This window comes from Lentilitoribacter sp. EG35 (assembly GCF_040784015.1).
Lineage (GTDB): Bacteria > Pseudomonadota > Alphaproteobacteria > Rhizobiales > Rhizobiaceae > Lentilitoribacter.
In genome coordinates this window covers 108250-128478 of record NZ_JBFNGQ010000012.1, presented here as the reverse complement: position 1 = coordinate 128478, position 20229 = coordinate 108250, and the positions used below count along the sequence as shown (strand labels likewise).

19 protein-coding genes and 2 pseudogenes are annotated in these 20229 nt (G+C 45.0%); 9 read left to right on the top strand and 12 right to left on the bottom strand.

Annotated features, from left to right (window positions below):
- The 9 genes and pseudogenes from AB2J24_RS17760 to AB2J24_RS17720 form a co-directional block, all read right to left on the bottom strand.
- Positions 1-174: pseudogene (locus AB2J24_RS17760) on the bottom strand (IS6 family transposase); the annotation flags it as partial.
- 127 nt (positions 175-301) lie between these two features.
- A complete protein-coding gene (locus AB2J24_RS17755) occupies positions 302-1075 on the bottom strand; it encodes an SDR family NAD(P)-dependent oxidoreductase (protein WP_367386482.1) in 774 nt (257 codons plus the stop codon).
- 30 nt (positions 1076-1105) lie between these two features.
- Positions 1106-2338, bottom strand: a complete 1233-nt coding sequence (locus tag AB2J24_RS17750; RefSeq protein ID WP_367386481.1) for an ADP-dependent glucokinase/phosphofructokinase — start codon at positions 2336-2338, stop codon at positions 1106-1108.
- A 21-nt stretch (positions 2339-2359) separates the two neighbouring features.
- Positions 2360-3097 (bottom strand): SDR family oxidoreductase, encoded by a 738-nt coding sequence (locus tag AB2J24_RS17745; RefSeq protein WP_367386480.1) that lies wholly within the window; start codon positions 3095-3097, stop codon positions 2360-2362.
- Positions 3098-3520: 423 nt separating this feature from the next.
- On the bottom strand, positions 3521-4600 hold the full coding sequence (locus AB2J24_RS17740) for an ABC transporter ATP-binding protein (protein WP_367386479.1): 1080 nt from the start codon (positions 4598-4600) through the stop codon (positions 3521-3523).
- A gap of 150 nt (positions 4601-4750) precedes the next feature.
- Positions 4751-5584, bottom strand: a complete 834-nt coding sequence (locus tag AB2J24_RS17735) for a carbohydrate ABC transporter permease (RefSeq protein WP_367386478.1) — start codon at positions 5582-5584, stop codon at positions 4751-4753.
- Complete coding sequence (locus AB2J24_RS17730; RefSeq protein WP_367386477.1) at positions 5581-6477, bottom strand: carbohydrate ABC transporter permease; 897 nt, start codon at positions 6475-6477, stop codon at positions 5581-5583. The genes AB2J24_RS17735 and AB2J24_RS17730 overlap by 4 nt, the downstream gene beginning before the upstream one ends.
- A gap of 59 nt (positions 6478-6536) precedes the next feature.
- A complete protein-coding gene (locus AB2J24_RS17725) occupies positions 6537-7814 on the bottom strand; it encodes an ABC transporter substrate-binding protein (protein WP_367386476.1) in 1278 nt (425 codons plus the stop codon).
- Between the two features lie 235 nt (positions 7815-8049).
- Positions 8050-8853 (bottom strand): aldolase, encoded by an 804-nt coding sequence (locus AB2J24_RS17720; protein ID WP_367386475.1) that lies wholly within the window; start codon positions 8851-8853, stop codon positions 8050-8052.
- 224 nt (positions 8854-9077) lie between these two features.
- Here AB2J24_RS17720 and AB2J24_RS17715 point away from each other — a divergent pair, with 224 nt between their 5' ends.
- Both AB2J24_RS17715 and AB2J24_RS17710 read left to right on the top strand, forming a co-directional pair.
- Positions 9078-9839, top strand: coding sequence for a DeoR/GlpR family DNA-binding transcription regulator (locus AB2J24_RS17715; protein WP_367386474.1), 762 nt, complete (start codon positions 9078-9080; stop codon positions 9837-9839).
- Between the two features lie 164 nt (positions 9840-10003).
- Positions 10004-10730: pseudogene (locus AB2J24_RS17710) on the top strand (IS6 family transposase).
- Between the two features lie 186 nt (positions 10731-10916).
- On the opposite strand, the gene AB2J24_RS17705 reads toward AB2J24_RS17710, so the two are convergent.
- Complete coding sequence (locus AB2J24_RS17705) at positions 10917-11291, bottom strand: hypothetical protein (RefSeq protein WP_367386473.1); 375 nt, start codon at positions 11289-11291, stop codon at positions 10917-10919.
- Positions 11292-11699: 408 nt separating this feature from the next.
- On the opposite strand from AB2J24_RS17705, the gene AB2J24_RS17700 reads away from it, so the two are divergent.
- The 3 genes from AB2J24_RS17700 (at position 11700) to AB2J24_RS17690 (ending at position 12932) form a co-directional block, all read left to right on the top strand.
- Positions 11700-12077, top strand: coding sequence for a hypothetical protein (locus AB2J24_RS17700; protein ID WP_367386472.1), 378 nt, complete (start codon positions 11700-11702; stop codon positions 12075-12077).
- An 18-nt stretch (positions 12078-12095) separates the two neighbouring features.
- Positions 12096-12518 (top strand): hypothetical protein, encoded by a 423-nt coding sequence (locus AB2J24_RS17695; protein ID WP_367386471.1) that lies wholly within the window; start codon positions 12096-12098, stop codon positions 12516-12518.
- A 171-nt stretch (positions 12519-12689) separates the two neighbouring features.
- Positions 12690-12932 (top strand): hypothetical protein, encoded by a 243-nt coding sequence (locus tag AB2J24_RS17690; protein WP_367386470.1) that lies wholly within the window; start codon positions 12690-12692, stop codon positions 12930-12932.
- A 71-nt stretch (positions 12933-13003) separates the two neighbouring features.
- Here the strand turns inward: AB2J24_RS17690 and AB2J24_RS17685 are convergent, their stop codons facing one another.
- Together AB2J24_RS17685 and AB2J24_RS17680 are read right to left on the bottom strand one after the other, a co-directional pair.
- Positions 13004-13759: a winged helix-turn-helix domain-containing protein gene (locus AB2J24_RS17685; protein WP_367386469.1), complete on the bottom strand. Its 756-nt coding sequence runs from the start codon at positions 13757-13759 to the stop codon at positions 13004-13006.
- Positions 13760-13956: 197 nt separating this feature from the next.
- A complete protein-coding gene (locus tag AB2J24_RS17680) occupies positions 13957-14433 on the bottom strand; it encodes a hypothetical protein (RefSeq protein WP_367386468.1) in 477 nt (158 codons plus the stop codon).
- 544 nt (positions 14434-14977) lie between these two features.
- On the opposite strand from AB2J24_RS17680, the gene AB2J24_RS17675 reads away from it, so the two are divergent.
- From AB2J24_RS17675 to AB2J24_RS17660, 4 genes are all read left to right on the top strand, one after another.
- Positions 14978-17479, top strand: a complete 2502-nt coding sequence (locus tag AB2J24_RS17675) for a winged helix-turn-helix domain-containing protein (RefSeq protein WP_367386467.1) — start codon at positions 14978-14980, stop codon at positions 17477-17479.
- Positions 17480-17646: 167 nt separating this feature from the next.
- The gene (locus tag AB2J24_RS17670; protein ID WP_367386466.1) at positions 17647-18213 is read left to right on the top strand and encodes an OsmC family protein; all 567 of its coding nucleotides are present in this window, start codon (positions 17647-17649) and stop codon (positions 18211-18213) included.
- A gap of 31 nt (positions 18214-18244) precedes the next feature.
- On the top strand, positions 18245-19480 hold the full coding sequence (locus AB2J24_RS17665) for an NAD(P)-binding domain-containing protein (RefSeq protein ID WP_367386465.1): 1236 nt from the start codon (positions 18245-18247) through the stop codon (positions 19478-19480).
- A gap of 119 nt (positions 19481-19599) precedes the next feature.
- On the top strand, positions 19600-20148 hold the full coding sequence (locus AB2J24_RS17660) for a GNAT family N-acetyltransferase (protein WP_367386464.1): 549 nt from the start codon (positions 19600-19602) through the stop codon (positions 20146-20148).
- Positions 20149-20229: the final 81 nt, after the last annotated feature.

Genomic DNA, 20229 nt, shown 5'->3' with positions numbered 1-20229 from the left:
TGATTTTCGTTTCTGCGCTTCAGATGCGATCATCTGTGAGTATTTTATCACCCATCTATTTAGTGTCGCATGATCAACTTCCAAATCACGATAAGAAACAGCATATCGAACATAAAAATATACCGCATATAAAATCACATCTTTGGGATAGTGGCTGCCTTTGAAATTGATCATGAAGTCATCTTTGCCTTGATAGTATTGATGACAGATCAAATACGTTCGAAAGATTGACAATGGTTATATAATGCTAAACTTTGCGACAGAACCAACTTAACCTGCAACAAACTTTGCGACATTACCATTACCAGAGTGTATAACCACAATCTACTGGCAATACTGCGCCAGTAATCGCACTGGAAGCATCTGAAACAAGGAAAAGAATTGTAGATGCGACTTCATCGGGTAAAGCGACGCGCCGCATTGGCGTGTTATCCATCCAAATCGGAAAAAGCGTTTCATCATCAAACCCGCCGCGAGACATCTCCGTGTCAACGTATGTTGGAGCAATTGAATTTACTCGAACCCCCCTTTCGGCCCACTCAGCTGCCAGCGATTTTGTCATATGATGCACCCCAGCCTTAGCCGCGTTATACTGGGTTTGTCTCTGTGGTTTATTTGAAATAAGACCCGAGATTGAACCAAGAGTAACAATGTTCCCCCCCTTTGCCTGCAGCATCCTGCGCCCAAATTCACGACACGTCCAAAAGCTTCCGTTCAGATTGACATCAAGTACCCGATGCCATACGTCATCGGCCATATCCTCGCTTGGTGTATCGGGCCATGCAATCCCTGCGTTCGCAACAAGGATATCCACGCCTCCCATTTGAGTTGTAATTTGTTCGGTGACGGTAGAAACGCTTTGGGAATCTGTCACGTCCATCACGGCAGTTGATACTGAATAACCTAGTTCGCTTAATGCACGCTTGGCTTCATCAAGAAGTGCTGAATCGACATCCGTTATCGTAAGGCTTGCACCTGCCTCTGCTAAAGCTTGAGTGGCGGCAAAGCCTATACCCCGTCCACCACCCGTAATAACAGCTTTGCGGCCATCAAGCCTGAATTTTTCGATATACATCTGTTTATCCTTACCTTCGTCAAAAAGTTACTATACTTTTTCTTGCCCTAAAACCAATATGCAGCCAGCCGAGAACGTATCACCAAGGCCTATTGTAGCAACAGGTTGAATTAGATATGGTGTTGCAACACTAATATAGTTCCACTCACCCTCGAGGCGACTACTGGTATAGGGCGTTTCAGTAAAACGTGATTTTTCAGGAACCTTAACCTCCGAAACCACTGTTCCGTGCGCCGCTCGCACTGCAGAAAGAAGACTTCCGGTAATAAGCGCCTCGGTTTCCGTTTCGGCAGATCGGCGTGTGACACTTGAAGCCCAATCATCAGCATGGACGCAAAGACGTTCAACGCCTAGCTGTTGCGCCACCTCGACCATATGTTCTGGCGTGGCCGTTCTCCCATAAGCAACATCGGGAAATTCAGATGCACTCATTCCCAGCGAAGTGGCTATACCGCCTACCGCCTTAAGAACAGCATCAAGTGTAGCCTTATCTTCGTATCCACCGAGCTCAAGGTGTAGCCAACGTAGCCCATTGGTACGCCAAGTCTCTACAAGACCTTTCAGGTAGGACAATTCAGCATCAATGCGATGACTTGGAACGCTGCCTAAGCCACCAATCAATGCTGCTGCATTACCCGCAATTTTGTTCGAATAAGTATCAAATTCGGGATCACGCTCAAGTCCAGGGTCATCGAACCGCACAATTACCCTAGAAGACCGTGGCAAGGCTGTGCCAGCAATTGTTTCACCGGCAGAAAACTCAAAAATAAAAATTTCTGGCATTTGCGATGTCGTGGGTTCGACGTGCCGACCCTCAAATAATTTATTTCCGACAGCAATGTTCACGTTTGCAGGCAATGTTGAAAGAAGAACTTCATTTCGGTTCCCAAGAGCGACCAAATTTGGAACCCCAATAGCCGCAAGCGCCGCAGCTGCTTGCGGGCCGGTTCCTCCAATAGACCTATTTAATGAGAGGCGTTCACGCAGCCATTCGGGCCCACCTTTCCAAGTGCAGCGTAGTTCCCCACCACGACCAGCGATGGCGCGCCGCTGCAATTTATCAAACAGATCTCGAGCACCTGATGGACTTGAGCTTGTTACAGCCTTATCCAAATCCATAAGGCGGCAAACCGCGTCAACGCAAGCATTGGAAAGACATAAGGCAATAGGCGCGTCAACTACACATTGCTTTAAGTTATTCGCTGTCCGCATATACCGCGCACGCCAAGATTGTTCATCCAAGGTTTTCGGTTCCAGTGACATCAATGGCTCTCAAATCTAAATCTATACAATAGTAAATCCACCATCGATCGGAAGGGTGACACCTGTAATCATTGAAGCCCAGTCCGATAAGAGAAATGTGATCGGGCGGGCAACCTCTTCAGGTGTCGCCCATCGCCCAAGCGGCATCCGATCTAGAAATGGCCCGGCAATATGCGGTTGGGTCCAGTGGTCGCGGGAAATGTCTGTTAGCACAACAGTCGGGTTCACGCTGTTCACGCGAATACCGTACTGCCCCAATTCCAACGAAGATGACCGCGTAATACTATCAAGCGCCGCTTTTGATGCGGCATATGAAATATGCCCCCAAAGCGCGATAAGCGCGGCTTGACTAGAAATATTTACGATCGCACCACCTTTGCCCGCAGCCACCATCGAGGTTGTTGCATACTTTGTTACCAGAAGTGCTCCTCGCGTGTTAACTGAAATTACGCGATCAAACACCTCTATATCAGTACTCATGGGTGTGGCTATCTCTCCACCAAACCCTGCCGAATTTACCACGCCCCAAATCTCTATCCCATTCAACGCAGAGGCGACGCTATCTTCCTCTTCAATGTTGAATGTAATTGTCTCGCAACCTGTTTCTGTCGCCAGTGCTTCAAGGGTATCAGTATTTCGGCCATGGGCGAGTACAGTAGCGCCGTGCTGGACCAATTCGCGCACAACCGCACTGCCGATACCTCCCGTGGCTCCTGTAACCAGAATTCTTCGACCGGTAAAAATCAAACCATTTTCCATTTGTTTTCATTTCATAATATTAATTTCAGTTAGGTTATACGTTCGCCCGAAATATCAAAAATATATCGTAGATTTACTGTCAGATAGCTGCATCTCGTTGATTGCAACTATCAAGATAATAATCTCGATAGATGTGCCAACTATTTTTTATCCCCCAGCATCCTCACCCCAAAGATCGTTTTCAGATACTATTACACAAAAGATGCTTTATGTATTCTTGCGTTTTAAGCGAAATCTGATCTATTTTTAATTTACTACTTGTTCATTCTTACGTTCTCTATGTTTTGATCGCTCGCGGAAAACGGAAGCCCTTGATGCTGGGCAAGACTGCAAAATTATTCATCGCAATTGACTACAAGATGCGGAGATCTGAAGCAACTTGGCAATATCCACAGGAATATTGGGTAAGAACCATGATGCAATCTAACGGATTCGTGGGCCGTCGGGTTGGAATAAAAGTATTTTTTCAGTTGGAATGCTGACCATCAATCCGCCACCTTTGTGGGCTTCGCGCCCGAGCGGGCTTTCAACTGTAATATTCTCGCCAGATGAAAGTTTTCCATAAATATACGAAACTCCGCCCAGATGTTCAGCATAGTTCACGGTTACCGGAATTCCGTCGCTATTGTTGGTGATTTCAAGATGCTCTGGGCGAATTCCGAAGACAATGCTCTTTAAACCTGAAGGAAGCCCATTCTGTGTTTTGATCGACAGGTTCCCACCACCTGGCAGGCTCACTGTAATCTTATTCCCCTTACTTCCCACGACATCAACATTTAGTAGATTGATGCTTGGCGATCCAATAAAGTTGGCAACAAACAGATTGTTCGGATTGTCATAAAGCTCTAACGGTTTGCCAACCTGCTCGATTGCACCGGCATTCAAAACAACTATTCGATCTGCAAGGGTCATTGCTTCGACCTGGTCGTGGGTCACATAGACTGACGTAATACCGATATCTTCTTGTAATTGCGCGATCTCGACACGCATCTGAACTCTTAGTTCGGCATCCAGATTTGATAGTGGTTCGTCAAACAAGAAAACCTTAGGTGAACGTACAAGCGCGCGACCAATCGCAACACGTTGACGCTGCCCACCTGAAAGTTGCGCGGGTTTACGTCCCATTAGTTCACCAAGCTGAAGTAGCTCAGAAACAGTTTTAACCTTTCGTACGACTTCCTCACTTGGCTCGCCCGCCATTCTGAGTGCAAAGTTCAAGTTTTTTTCGACAGAAAAGTGAGGGTATAAAGCGTAGGACTGGAACACCATCGCAATGTTGCGCTTGGCCGGATCCACATGTGTAACGTCTTCATCAGCGATGCTGATAATCCCTGAAGTTACACCTTCAAGTCCAGATATCATGCGAAGTAGAGTTGACTTGCCACACCCTGACGGGCCAACGAAAACTATAAATTCACCGTCTGCAATCTCCAGGTTAACATCATGGATCACCTGCAATGTCCCAAAGTATTTGTTGACATTCTTGAGTGATATATTCGACATTTACGTACTCTCCTAGCGTTCAAATTGATTTATAGGCTTAGTGAATGATCCAGAATAATGGTTTGGTGCGTGTAGACAGCCAACTTGTAATTCATTGTCCGAAACCAAAATCTAGCAACGCAGTTGAAAGTGCGTCGTATTCATCCATTTTCAGCCCTTTTCTGCACCAGCTGTCAGCCCACCAATCATAAATCGTTGCATGACGACATAGACGACGATAACAGGCACTGTAATAATCGTCAGCGTGGCAAACATTGCTCCTGGTTGGGTAAAAAACTGACCACTATAGATGAGCGGAACCAAACTTAGCGGTTTGAGATGATCGGAATCCATAGTCACCAACGCTAGAACAAATTCATTGAAGCTTGTCATGAACTGAAAGATGACAACCACAGTCAGTGCAGGCCAGCTCAAAGGGAGCGCAATGAACCAAAAAAACTTGTATTGTGGAACGCCGTCAATCGTTGCAGCCTCTTCAAGGGATTTAGGAAGGGCTTCAAAAAAACCACGCAAAACGATAATGGCAAATGGCAGCCCGAGAGCAGTGTAAGGCAAGATGAGGCCAAAGTAGCTGTCTAGCAAACCAAGAGACTTATTGATTTGAAATATCGGCACAATCAGTGTCGGAACAGGTAACATTAGGGTTGTAATCAGCAAGAAGAACAATACGTTTTTCCCGCGAATTTTCATGCGAGCGAAAGCATAGGCAGCCATTGATCCAAACAATATCACAAATACAACGGACGCGAGTGTGATGAAAAGACTGTTGAATAGGTGTTGAAAAATCGGGGCATCTTCTAATACGATTTCAAAGTTCTTTGTACTGATATCGTTAAGCACCAACCCTCCGAACTTCGTTGATCTATTGTCTGGGGGAGCAAACGCGATGGCCAACATTATTGCGACCGGTGCGAGCCATACAAGCGCCAATCCGCTTAAGAATCCATTAGCAATGTATCGCGTAAGGCGTTGAGCGTGGATCATGCCTTTCCTCCTATCGCGAATTTGGCACCTAAGACCTTCACTTGAAAAATACTTAGCGCTAAAGATAAAATGAGAAGAATCACTGATAATGCAGATGCATAACCCATGTTTTGCAGCAAGAATCCTTGCTGAAATATGTAGTTGGGAAGCATTTCCGTGGCATGGTTCGGCCCACCTTTAGTCATGACAAAAATTAGCGGGAAAGTTTGCATAGTGCCGATCACGCCCAATAGCATTAATGTTAGGTGAACATGCTTGAGTATCGGCCATACAATATACATTGCGACCTGCCAAAGTTTGATGCCATCAAGTCGCGCAGCTTCCAACACATCTTTAGAAACGGTTTGCATGCCGGCAATGTAGAGAAGCATAGAGAAACCCATCCATTGCCAGACGTTGACGAGAATAACAGCGAAAATTGCGGTAGAAGTATCGGCGAGAAATGGATATGATAGAAAGTCTATACCAGTGGCCCGGCCAACGTCAGACAAAAGGCCGCCGAATGGATTATAGATGCGTTGCCATACAATCCCAACGACAACCGGTGAGACGATTGCAGGAATATAAAAAATTGCTCTAAACCAAGTCACCAGTTGCGAGCGAATTTCAAGCAGAAAAGCGATCACGAAACCTAATATCATTTGCGGCAAAATAGTAAGTGGTGCCCAATATACTGCATTTCGGATCGCGAGCCAAAATGCGGTATCGGACACAAATATTTTTTTATAGTTTGTAAAGCCAATAAATGTTCCGGGGTTAATTCCATCCCATTCAGTCATCCCTGCATAGAAAATGTAAAATGCCGGATAGAATACAAATATACCAAACAGAAACAGAGCTGGCGCTACGAACAACAGTCCTTGATGTTTCTTTAAATCTGTAAAACTCTTCATCCGAGACCTCATATTATGTATTGCCGGGCGCAAATTGCATGCGCCCGGATAATTGTTAGTTACTGTTCGCTGTCGTAACCAGCTTGTACCATAGCAGCACCTTCAACAGGTGTTTTATCCCCGGCAGCTACTGCGGCAAGCGCATCTTCAAGCGTTTGTTTCACTGCAGGAGAGGCAAGCTGGCGGGCATATTTCACAGTCGGAAGCATTTCTTCGGTAAACTTGTTCCAGACGGCCTCTTGATTTTTACTCCCGAATTTTTCCGGTGTCAGACCTACAAAAGCTGGCAGGTCGTTGAAAGTGTTGATGAGGGCTTGCGCACCAGCACCACCAATCCAGTCGGTCATCACTTTACAAGCTGCATCGTAGTCATCAACGTCTGTAGATATGCCAATCATGACGTCAATCCCACCTAGGAAGTCATCAGGTGCACCGTTGCCTGTTACGTCTGGGAATTTGAACGGCGCGTAGCCAGACAAGTTCTTTGAGAGTGGGGTTGGGTTCTCGCCGGCAGCTTGCTGGTTCCACCAAGCTCCCATAGGGAAAGTTGCAGCCCGTCCACTTTCAATCACTTCAACAGCGCCCGGGTAGTGAGATAAGCCCAATGCGCCTACTTGGAAGATTTTGTCGTCAAATAGGTTCTTCCAAACTTGGAAAGCTTCAACAAATGCAGGATCGTTAAACGAAGCTTCGCCTGCTGCAGCCTTATAGATTAAACCAGGTGCAATATTATGAATGATTTGCATGAAGACATCGCGTCGAATCCAACCATCGCTAGCGCCAATCATAATCGGAGCAAAGCCCATGCTGCGAGCCTTTTCCGCAAATGTTTTCAGCTCATCATAAGTTGTCGGCGGTTCCATGCCCATTTCTTTAAGAACAGGCACCGTATACCACATGTTGATGGTTTGCGTCAGGACAGGAAGACCATAAAAGTTTTCATCTCCTTCAGGGTTACCCAAACGTGCTTGTTCGATGGCCAAAGGAAAGAACTTTGATTGCCAATCGTCACCCCAAGTTGTTTGTGCACATTGCTGTACAGGGCTAAGGAAGTTGCGGTATTGTTGTGTTAAGGCGCCCGGCTCAAGGCCTACAATGTCAGGCAGGTCTCCGCTATTTGCCCGTGTCTGAAGGTCTACAATATATTCATTGTAGTTGAAGGTTTTTACTTCAATTTTAATGCCCGGATTTGCAGCTTCAGTCGCGGCAACCATTTTGTTGAGCGTCTGAACTACAGGGCTCCATGAACGGTAAGTGACCACTGTATCTTCAGCAATCGCAGTTGTAGCACTTGCGCACATCAGAGCAGCAGCGCTTGTTAGTAGCATTTTTTTCATGTTTTCCTCCCTGGAAAGTTAAGTAAAGTTTGGTTGTTGTATTGTGAATACGCCAAAGATTGCCGCAATCAGATCAACGTCGAAATTTGTCTCATTTCAGGATACTCCCATTTCCCATTTTGTTAATTTTTATCAGTCCTTTGCCTCGCCTGATGTAAACCTGTAGAAACTACCGAAGTGACCCCCTCTATGAGGAAATCGAATAGCACGGCAATTTGCAGCCGCGCTATTGTGTTTACTTCAGACCGGCTGCATCAAGGGCCGCATCAGCATCAAACCCATCATGAATGACCGCTTTGAAGGCCTTCGCAGCCTTTGAAGGATCTGGCGCGCCCCATAGATTTCGACCAACCACTGCACCCTTAGCCCCTGCGCGCATTGCATCGTAAGTTTGAGCAAGAGCTCCATGAAGAGTTTCTGTTTTTGGTCCGCCAGCGATAACGATCGGAACAGGGCAGGATGAAATAATACTCTTGAATGCTTCAAAATCGCCGGGATATCCAACCTTGATGACATCGACCCCAGTTTCAATCCCAATTCGCACTGCATAAGCAATCTCTTCAGGAGTAAAAACAATCTTTACGCCATCAGTATAGTCGCGTGGATATATATGAGCGACGATTGGCATCTCAAATTTAGCTGCCGCCTCGACTGAATCCGCCAACCATTGAATGTAGCCACCTTCAGTTTCTCCTCGCACCGGAATTGCAACCGCAAGAGCATCGGCACCATAGCGGACAGCTGCCTCTGGAGAGGATACAAGTTGACTGATCCGGTCATCAGGCACCCAGCAGCCGGCTTGAATGATCAATGCAGATTTCCCTGCATATTGTGGCCAGATATGACGTGCCGTACCTACTTGAGTTGTCATGCTGTCTGGCGTCTCGCGCATGATTTTCTCGATTGCGCTTGGCAGATTGGCCAACCCCCCTTGGCGGACATCTCCGTAACCGACGAAGTGGTCCACCGCGGCGCCAAATAGATTTCCAGATTTGTGTGAAAACAATCTCGACAACCGTATTGATGTTCCTAAGCCCATTGATATTCCTACTCTATATAAATTTTCAAATATTGTTAGACATACTATTACACAAAATATTACTTGTGTATTCTTGTGTTTCAAGCAAGATCATGCCTAAATCTCAGTTAGCATCGGCAAATTCTTATGTTCACTATGTTTTGGTTACGCAAAGAAACCCGGTTATAGAAGTAAAGTAGATTTGCCAATTCAGGAACGCGTTAAGATAACTGTAGGGAGGTTACATGCTTACAGAACAGCGAAGAACACAAATTCTCAGAGAGATCCAAATGTCGGGAATCGAAACGACCCGGGCTCTAGCTGTTAAATTTCAGGTCTCGGAGGTTACGATTCGTGCTGACCTAGATGTATTGGCCGACCGCCGCCAACTTGAACGAATTCATGGCGGCGCAAAAGCGCCAACTGTGGAATCACCTGCTGCGCTTTTCCATGAGCGGATGGAAGTTAACTTTCAAGCCAAGCGACGCATTGCGAGAGCAGCGGCAGAACTGATTGAAGACAATCAAACATTAGTGTTTGATGGTGGGTCGACTATGATGCAACTCGCGCTACATATGCCACCTGCGTCGAATATTGTCATTGCAACAAATTCAATGAATATTGCCCAGCAATTAATGAGCCGGACCGGAATGGAAGTCCACATGGTGGGGGGGAAGGTTGATATGCAAACAGTCAGTACGATGGGCGGTTTCGGTGGTAAGGATTTTGAGGACTTCGTTGCGCATAAAGTATTTGTTAGTGCACATCATATCGATGATGCTTTTGACGTCGTCGATATAGTTTCTGATGTTGCGCTAACCAAAAGACGAATGATGCAACTTGGAAGGCAAGTTATCCTTCTCGTTGATTCAAGTAAATGGAACAAAAGTGGTCCAGCAAAAGCGTTCCCATTATCATCGGTCGATATTGTGATCACAGATAGTGATATGCCCGCGAGTATTCGAAAAAAGCTCTATGATGCATCAATTGAAGTGATTTATGCCTAGATGGGTGTTGTTGGTTCTTGATGGCACTTCTCTTTTCCCATGCACTACTTCGCAACTAACGCGAATTACCAGGGTTCTGTCGCAAAGTTTAGCATTATATAACCATTGTCAATCTTTCGAACGTATTTGATCTGTCATCAATACTATCAGGCAAAGATGACTTCATGATCAATTTCAAAGGCAGCCACTATCCCAAAGATGTGATTTTAGGTGCGGTATATTTTTATGTTCGATATGCTGTTTCTTATCGTGACTTGGAAGAAATCATGACCGAACGTGGTGTGGAAGTTGATCATGCGACACTAAATAGATGGGTGATAAAATACTCACAGATGATCGCATCTGATGCGCAGAAACGAAAATCAAGATGAAATCAGTCTTGGCGAATGCCTTCTCGGGACATTGCCATGCAATGCCCTGCCAGGTAACAGACGAAACTTATATCAATGAGAGGGCAGCGAGTGGAGTTATTATTATCGTGCTGTTGATAAACATGGTAAAGCCTTAGGTTTCATGCTGTCTGAGCAACGTGATGCAAAGGCGCGCTCGGCGCTTCTTTAAACAAGCCATTGATAATAACGATGTGCCGGACAAGGTAGTCATCGACAAAAGTGGTGCCAATTTGGCTGGGTTACAATGGACCAATGTAATGTTGAAATTCACGAAAGAAAGCTCGTTGATCAAGATTTTGCAAGTGAAATATCTGAACAACATTATGGAGCAGGATCACCGTTTATCAAAAAACTGACACGCCCCATGATGAGTTTCAAATCGTTCTATTCAGCTTCAGCAACGCTGCAGGGAATTGAGATAGCACATATGATCCGGAAACATCAGTTCGGCAGAACCAACCAAACAACATTCCAACAATTTGCTGCATTCGCTGAATAATTGCGTCTACAGATAGGGCTAACTTAACCTGCAACAAACTTTGCGACATTACCTCCACTAACGCACCATCTAAGTCATCCGCAATAAACCCTCTAAGGTCGTAAAGCTCGACATGTTGATTGTCTTCTTCATTGGTCAAATGATTAGCAAGTTGCCGAGCACCCCCACGTTGCGATGCTTTTAAGATCATTGCTTACGTCCAGACTGGACACCCAATTCATTGAGTAGGGCGTTTCTCATAATATGGATATCGGCAATAGATTGATCGAGCATCACTTGTGTATCTGGCGATACAATCAATGATCCAGATTTTGCAGCTCGAGAAAGTTCATTCAGATTTTTCGCAATCTCAGACCGACCAAGCAGCCCTAGAATTTTGGCGCACTCAGTTCTGCCTTTGTATTTCTCTTTGCGATTTTCAATTTCATCCTTGTTGAAAAGCTTTGATCGAACGAATTCAGCCAATGACTTTTTCCCCGCACGGGATTCCAAATTGGCGCGTTCTTCAAAAGTTAAGCGCATTGAAAATGGTTTTGTTTGTGTGTTTCGTTTTTTTGTCATGTTCAAATTCCTGAACAGATCACAAGAATCCGAATTATCATCGGATTGCTGCAAAGCCTTATCCTGCAAGGCATTGCAGCTAGAAAATTCATCACGCAGGTAACGCAGTGGGCGCTCTCCCGCAACCAAAGCTTTTTATCAACGATATAAAGTCATCATCTTAGCTAAGTAAACCGAACTTAGCGCGGCAGATTATTGGTAGAGCCAATGATCGAGAGCCTTCTTAAAAACTCCTACAAAATAGAGATACTACACAACCAGATGTAGAAATAAACCAACAGCAACAATACGTTACCCTAGTAACGTATGAGAGCTATGGCACATAACTTGCCCAATTAGCCCGTCAATTTGACGGGCTTTTTGCATTCTGACACGCTGGCACATATGTGGCGCAAAGGAAAATGTGCCATGAAAAGTGAAATACATACCATTCTGGGCGGAAAGGTCCGTCTTTATCAACGGCCTAATAGCCCATATTGGCAATGTTCTAGTTTTATGAACGGCAAAAAACGACGAGCAACAACCAAAACCGAAAGTCTTGGGCATGCCAAAGATTTTGCTGAAGATTGGTATTTAACGCTTAGAGATAAAGGCCGGTATGGAGAACTTCATTCCGGGCCAACTTTTGCGAAGGCAGCTACTAAGTTCGAAGACGAATATGAAGCCGTTACTCAAGGGAGACGTAGTCCCAAATGGGTACAAGGCCATAAAGACCGAATTAGACTTCATTTATTGCCCTTCTTTGGAAAGAAGGCTGTGAAGGATATCAACTCCGGTACCGTTTAGGAATATAGAGCAAGCCGGATGACCGAGCCAAAGAATGATTTGGAGGACGACAAAGATAAACCTAATTGGAAGCCTCCAGCCCGAAATACCATTCATAATGAGATTGTGACCTTGAATATGGTTCTTAAAACCACTCAACTTCATAATTGGATTGAGCATCTCCCTGATTTATCAGATCCATATCGTCGTCAAAGTAAGATAGAGCATCGTCCATGGTTCACGCCGAATGAGTACAAACAGCTTTATCAAGCGACCCGACAGAATGCGATAGAGCCCGAAAATCCTCGATATACGTGGTATGCAGAGCAGCTGCATGACTTTGTTCTGTTTATGGCAAATACTGGTTTGCGACCAGATGAAGTCAAACATCTACAGTTTAGAGATATCGAAGTGGTCGATGACGATTATTCTGGAGAACAAATCCTTGAAATCGAAGTGTGAGGCAAGCGTGGTGTAGGCTATTGCAAATCCATGCCCGGAGCCGTGCGCCCTTTTGAAAGACTAAGAGATAGGAAAAGGCATATCTCTACTCGTTCTACTAAAAGTGAGGGAGCCGCCGAACGTTCTCTACCAACACAAACTGATCTTCTCTTTCCCAACGAGTTCAAGAAAATGTTCAATGATGTTCTGACCGACAATGACCTGAAATATGACCGCCACGGTAAATCTAGAACTGCCTATAGCTTGCGTCACAGCTATATCTGCTTTCGGCTGCTTGAAGGAGCAGACATCTATCAAGTAGCAAAAAACTGCCGGACAAGTGTAGAGATGATTGAACGGCATTATGCTGCACACCTCAAAGACATGATTGATACATCACTCGTCAATGTCAGACGTGAGAGAACTCCAGCCTGAGCGAAAAAAGTATGATGAAAAATAGAGATAAGTACTGTGGCTGTCAGTCTTAAAAGAACGAACCTAAAAAATTATATGTTTCGGTTTTCCGCAGCTGCCAATATCTTTGGTTTTGCTTGTGCAAGTATCTTCTGTAGGATTAGTTCCTGAGGCGCCACATTATTTGAAACTTCAAAATGTTCAACCCACTCTTGGATACGATTATTGGATTCCGTTAAAATTACATTTGCGCGGAGCTTAGCATTCGATCTCGAAATATTTAAATCCAAAACGAGATCAATCCGTTGTTTATTTCGAATACTACCAAAGTTTTTGATTTCATTTATGCGGTACAATGGGGCGGTCATACTAATTTTGGATAACTGACTCAGTATAGTCTGCAATCTGATTGTAAGTGTTTTAGCTAATGCCTTACCAGCCATATCATCGCCTTGGTAATCGGAACGTATGCAAACTCTTGGTGTGTATTTGGACTTTCCACCATGTTCCCCATCGATTGGCGTTTCATTCGATTGTGCTTCCAGAATTCCAAGGAACTCGAAACCACGCCCTCTAACGGTTCGGATATATTTTTGCGTGGCACCTGTATCCCCCAAGACCTTGCGTACACTTTTAATAGCTGTTGAAATAGTGCCGTCCGACATGATACGTCCACCCCAAATTCTATCAACTAACTCATTGCGTGTTACGACTTTCCCTGATCTCTGAATTAAAAATAATAGTAAATCAAAAACCAAAGGTTCAATAGGAAGAGATTCTCCATTAGATTTTAATTTGTATGTAGTTGTATCGATTTCGAAATTATCGAATTTGTATAATTTGCTCATAAGTTTCCCCTGGCGCGCTGAACCTTAATAAATCAGTTCTTACACCTCGCAGCCAAATCCATTTTCCCATAGATAGAAAATATAGTGTTTTAGAAAAATTTTGTTTGTTGAATTGCTGGGAGTAGGCTTGTCCATATCAATCACCGCCGCCAGTCTGGAGGCGGTAATTGATCGGAGTAATTCTTACCGACATTAGATTATGAACGTACATCAAATGCATACGAAACAATACCGCTTGAATAAACGTTACTCAAATCTGGTTGACTGGAATCAATTATTTGACAGTTTCCTTTACGCCAAACGTTATCACATAGTTTCAGTTTGATGTTTGGACCTGCTATTTTCCCACCTGAGGAATTTGTAATTTTAATAGATCTGATATTATTCCGTAGACGTGAGTTTAACACGCCGACACGGCTAGGTGCTCTTCTACAAAATGAACGTCCTTCAAAATCTTTTTCGGTATAAAAACATACTTTAAAAGTAGAGTGATTACTCTCGGAATTCTGTTGCCGGGGTTCAGTAGAAGAGGGAGCTGGTGCGGTAGTTGGTCCTGGTGTCGATCCTGGTGTGTAGTCCATTGTCGGTGCTGCTGCGACAGTTACACATGTAGCAAGAAGAGCGATCAAAGTAGTGGTTGTGCGTGTTTTTAAGAAGTTAGATGTGTTTTTCATTTTATTATCCGTATTGGTTAACAGCTATAAAACACGAGCTTGGTGATCGTGTATTTATGGTTGTTTGCGTTTTAATTTTTGGCTTGAAGTGCGAACTGCATTACTCGCCGCAGGCATGGAAGCATTGTCAGCAATTGACCTTTCCCATGTGACCTGATGGATTAAGGCTACCAAGAAAAAATGCGAAACGCTTGGAGGTAGCTTGAGGAATAGCTGAGGAAAGTGTGGGGGGGAAGGTTGATCTAAATCTTAGATGAAAGGTAGATATGCGGGGCGGTGTTGTTCTGATCGCGGCGGATGCCCGGCGTTGCCATAAGATTGCGGATTACATATGGAGTATTGCGATTTGAACTGCTGAAAAGGGAGGGCATCAATTCAATAAAAATGTCCGAATTATGAGTGAATATTTAGATTGAATCAGTATGATAGAGCTGATCCACTTTATTGAAACTTGATGTTATGTTACCTAGTTTCATGCTATAGTACATTGATGGTTTTTATCTTTAGAAACGTACTCTGTAAATTGAGAGAATGCGGGAAGTCGATGAGATTTGAATTTGATGGATTTGAGCTAGACCTTGAGAAAAGGGAGCTTTTTGATGCTGGTAACGAGATCATAATTGAACCGAAAGTGTTCGACCTTCTTACTTACATGGTGCTAAACAGAGATCGCATGCTCAGCAAAGAAGAGCTTATCAACGCCGTTTGGGACGGTCGTTTTATTTCAGATAGCGCGGTATCAACAACAATTAAATTTGCGCGGAAAGCTGTTGGGGACAACGGACGCGATCAGCATACAATCAAAACAGTTTTTGGTCGTGGTTTTAGGTTTGTGAAAGACCCCTTGGTGTTGGAGAGCTCAGATCAGGGAACAGTTACATCAAATAAGCCTGTTCAAAAAGTAAATATCCCGCCTGTCTCTAATGTACCGCGTCGGCAAGGGCCATTTTGGGGGCGAGATGAAGAGTTTGTAAAACTTCAAAACCTTGTCCGTGAAAAGGCACTCGTTTCAATTGTCGGACCAGGTGGCGCTGGGAAATCGGCATTATCAATGGAAATTGGGCGATGGGCACAGGATCATTTTTCTGGAGGGGTTTGGTTTTGTGAATTAGCCACGGCCAACGAGGCTCAGCTTGAATCGGTAATTCTTGGCACGCTCGACCGAAGCGCCGGGGCTGGTCCTGTTAACGCGGCGCGTATTGCTGAACGTATTGGTGAAGCACCGACACTCTTGATCTTGGATAATTGTGAACATGTTATAGACGCTGTTGCAAGGTTAACAGATGAGTTAATACAGTTGCTACCTGCGCTCATGCTTTTGACAACGAGCCGCGAAGAACTTGATGTGCTTGGCGAGAATATAGTACGCATTGGTGGACTTGATTTTGGTTCAGCTGATGCACCTGCGGTTCGTTTGTTTCAAAGTCGTGCCGCAGAAGTATCGAATTTCGTCGATAATGACGAGAATAAGGAAACTATACGAAAAATCACAAAACGGTTGGAAGGACTGCCGCTTGCGATTGAGCTTGCCGCACCTCGTCTTGCATCCTATTCTCCGGTGGAATTGTTGGAAGCATTGGACGACCAGCTCTCAGTCCTCGCCTCACGCCGCCGTCATTCTGCAGCGCGTCACTCGCGAATGGATGACACGATTACGTGGTCGTTTGACCTCCTTAAAGAAAATGAACGAAATGTTTTGTTGTCACTGGGGGTTTTTGCAGGTGCGTTTACAATGGAAGCGGCAATTGCAGTGTGTGGTCCTTTCCAAGCACGTGAGGCGATCCATCGATTGGTGCAGCAGTCCGTGGTTACGTTCTTGCCAAGTGATGGAGAAGAGGCATCGCGTTTTAAATTGTTAGAACCCATTCGACAGTTTTGTATGCGCCAATTGGACGACACTCGACTTGTTGAGCTTACACAGTGTCACGCCGAATGGTACGCCGGCCACACAATCGATTTAGCTCACAAAATGAGAGGCCCCGGAGAAACTACAGCGTCTCATGAATTAACGGCTGAATGGAGCGATGTTGGTCGTGCATTAGAATGGGGGCGTCAGAATAATTCGCCAAAAATTGCAATCGACCCACTACTTGCACTTCATATTCACTTACTTTGGCAATTGCGCATTGAGGGTTTTTCTTGGTTAGAGTCAGGGGTAAACTCCTGCGGACTTTCTGAAGATCGGCAGCCTCAAGTTGATTTGCTCAGAGCCATGGGATGCTGGAGCGCTGGCGAACTTGAACAATCCGAGCAATTGTTAGAAGCAAGTGTGAAAGGCGGAGGGGAGACTACTGCCACAGCATATTTCCGATTTTATCAAGCTTTTGCGCGCGAGGATTTTGCAGGAGTTCATGCTGCAGCTGAGGCGGCCTGGGTTAAAGCTGAGGCAAGTGACGATATTGCTTGGCAAACAACTGCAGCTGCGTTTCGGATCATAGGCCGTACGATGGTTAATCCCAACGATGAAATGTTGGATGGTTTGTTTCAGGACTTAGACAGACGTCTTAATCAATATAGATGGCCGTCAGGTGAATGTGGAGCTCTGCTGGCCATGCTGACGTATGAATTTATGACTGGAGACGCCGCATCTGGTACAGCAATACGTAATGAGTTGGATCGCGTAGCTGACGCTTGCAACGCGCCTTGGTTCAAGATAACGGCTTCCGGTGTTGGCGCTCAAGATCGTGATGACGTGCAAGATGCTGCAAGTAAAGTTCAGAGGTCTGCGCAAAATTTACGGATGGCTGTTGCCTCCGGAGACTTGATGCAATTGCCAACTTTAATTCGATTTGCCGCAATGGAATTATGGGAAGTTGGTGAAGTAGAAGCGTCTGCAAAAATTATTGGCCTTGTCCCCAAAGTGCGTGGACTGGGTGAGAAAGGGTCGATGGCCCCAGGCTATGACCAAACCGTGAAAATGGTGCGTGAGGCCCTTCCGATTGAACGGTTAAAGGAGCTTTTGAGGATTGGTAGTCATCTGTCACTGGAAGAAGCTGTTGTTGTTTTAGAGTCTGCGCTGGAGAATAATCGTTCCGATGATTTGTAGTATCCTGTGTTCTCATGCTTTTTTACTCTTGATGTGATTCTTCATAACTTCTCCAAGAGTTCGCCAAGCTTTAAATTTGGCAATACTTCATAACCTTTTCATCGCCAGCAGGTGTTCTGTTGTGTGTTTCCGCGGATATTACCGCTTAAACAATATTGGAGATGGATATGAATGTACAAACAAAGTCAAAAACAGCTGATAATGGTGTAAATGTAGATGCCTTGTTAGGCGCTCGTGAGGCGCTTACTGCAGCGCCACAAGCAGCGAACTTTACTTGGCGTGCTGAGTGTAAGTGGCTGAATGGTATGCATAGTCGTTCAACAATGACCGGTTTCTTTGGTCTTGGTGAAGAGCATACTCATAAGACACCTTATAATATTGATGCGGATCACCCTGAATGTTTTGCTGCCGAAGACGATGGCGCTACGCCGACTGAAATCGTATTGGCTGCATTGGCGAGTTGCTTAACTGGTGGTGTAGCCTCAGTTGCCCAGCACCGGGGAATTCAGTTGCGTGCGGTGACGGCACGTGTTGAGGGCGATTTAAATGTTTACGGTGTTCTTGGAATGGATCCAGAAATCCGCAATGGTTTTAACGCCATTCGTGTGAGTTTCGACATTGATTCGGATGCTTCAATTGAAGAGGTTGAGGCCGTTGTCGCACAGTCCCAAAAGCTATCTCCTGTTTTCGATATCATCGCCAACCCGGGCAATGTCAAAGTGACTGTAGGTTAAAAACAGCATTCATTAATGAATGGAGAGAGCGATGAAAACTAGAGAAACTGTCGTTATTGGGGCCGGTCAATCCGGCCTCGCAATGAGCTACGAATTAGCTAGCGCTGGAATTGAGCATGTTGTTCTAGAGCGTGGGCAAGTTGCTAATAGTTGGCGAAAAGAGCGATGGGATTCACTTCGGCTTCTTACACCTAACTGGATGAATGGTCTCGCAGGTCTATCCTATCAAGGGCGTGATCACGACGGCTTCATGACAAATGCAGAACTTATTAGCCAGTTTACTACTGCTGCCAAAATCAACGACACACCAATCCAATGTCAAACGAATGTAATGTCAGTTCGGGAGCGGTGGAACGGGTATATGGTGCAAACCGATAATGGTGCAATTGTATGTAATAATGTTGTCATGGCAAACGGGGGGTGCGGAGTTCCCAAGATTCCAAGTTTTGCTGCCAGCCTACACAACGATATTGTCCAATATACTCCCCAAAATTATAAACGACCCACTGATCTTCCGGATGGTGATGTATTGATTGTTGGGGCCTCGGCTTCGGGTATGCAATTGGCGCAGGAAATACAGAAGTCAGGTCGTCAGGTCACCCTTGCCGTTGGAAACCATCTACGTTTTCCTCGCGATTACAGAGGCGTGGATATACTTGGATGGATGGATCTGATTGGCGTTTTCTCTCAGCCTTATGATAAGGTTGATGATCTTGAACGTGTGCGAAGAACCCCGTCACTGACGCTTGTTGGTTCGGACATGCGAGAGACAATTGATCTCAATTCACTGCAAAAAATAGGCGTTGAAATTGTAGGAAGATTGTCTGCAATCCGTGACGACGATTTTCTGTTTTCCGGTGCTTTAAGCAATCTCTGTAAAGCTGCAGACTTAAAGCTAGAGCGCTTACTTCGTTCAATAGATGATTGGTTAGAGCAATCCAATCTCACAACGTTATTCCCGATGACGAGCGCAATCCCATCAACAGGAGTTCCAGAACAATCTCGTTTGAAATTGCGTAGTTCTTCCGTTCGAACAGTTATTTGGGCAACAGGATTTTTATCGGATTTTTCTTGGTTAGATTTACCCGTGTTCGATCGGAAGGGACGCCTAGTACACGATGGCGGTGTTGTTGCACCGGGATTATACGCGCTTGGTTTACCTTATATGCGCACTCGAAAATCGACCCATATTCATGGTGCACAGGAAGATGCGCAGGCGATTGCTCACCATATCTGTAATCGGTTGCAAAAAACTATGGCTGCATAACGGCTATGTACCGGTCTTAGACCAAACGAAAAATTTACGCGTTAACTCCCGTTAAGGAAATAACCTTAGGTCAAAAACGGGTCTTGAACGCTGAAATACTGAATGAAAAGGAAACTAGAATGTATACGCTTCACAAGATTCGTGCCAGGCCGAACGTAGCTGTTATACGTGCCATACATCCCGCAGAATTAGATGCCGTGCGTGGATTTATGCGAGATTTGGTTGAGTGGCTTTTTGAGCGCCATCATCAATATATTGATTTGGTTCGCCGTTATTTTGATCCGAATGAATTTGACGCAGAACTTAAGAATTTACCTGGTGATTTTGCCTCGCCAAAAGGCGTTCTTTTGCTTGCATTGGTTAGCAATGATTACGCTGGATGTGTCGGTCTTCGTGATCTTGGCGAGGGCGTTTGTGAGATGAAGCGTCTATATGTCGATCCTGTCTATCATGGTCATGGTATTGGAGAAGCATTGGTTGAAGCCTCAATTTCTCAGGCGCAATATTTAGGATATTCGAAAATGCGACTGGATACTGGCCCAAAACAAGTAGAAGCTCGAGGATTATATGCGAAGATGGGCTTCACCCCAATTCCAGCCTATTATGACCTTAGTGCCGAGATGGAAGACTGGCTGACTTTCATGGAATATGATCTCACATATGAGTGAGGCTTTCGCCGATGTGCGATTAAGGGTTGTCGGACTATTCCATATCGTCCGTCACCCCAATTTCAATTGAAGAATTCAGCT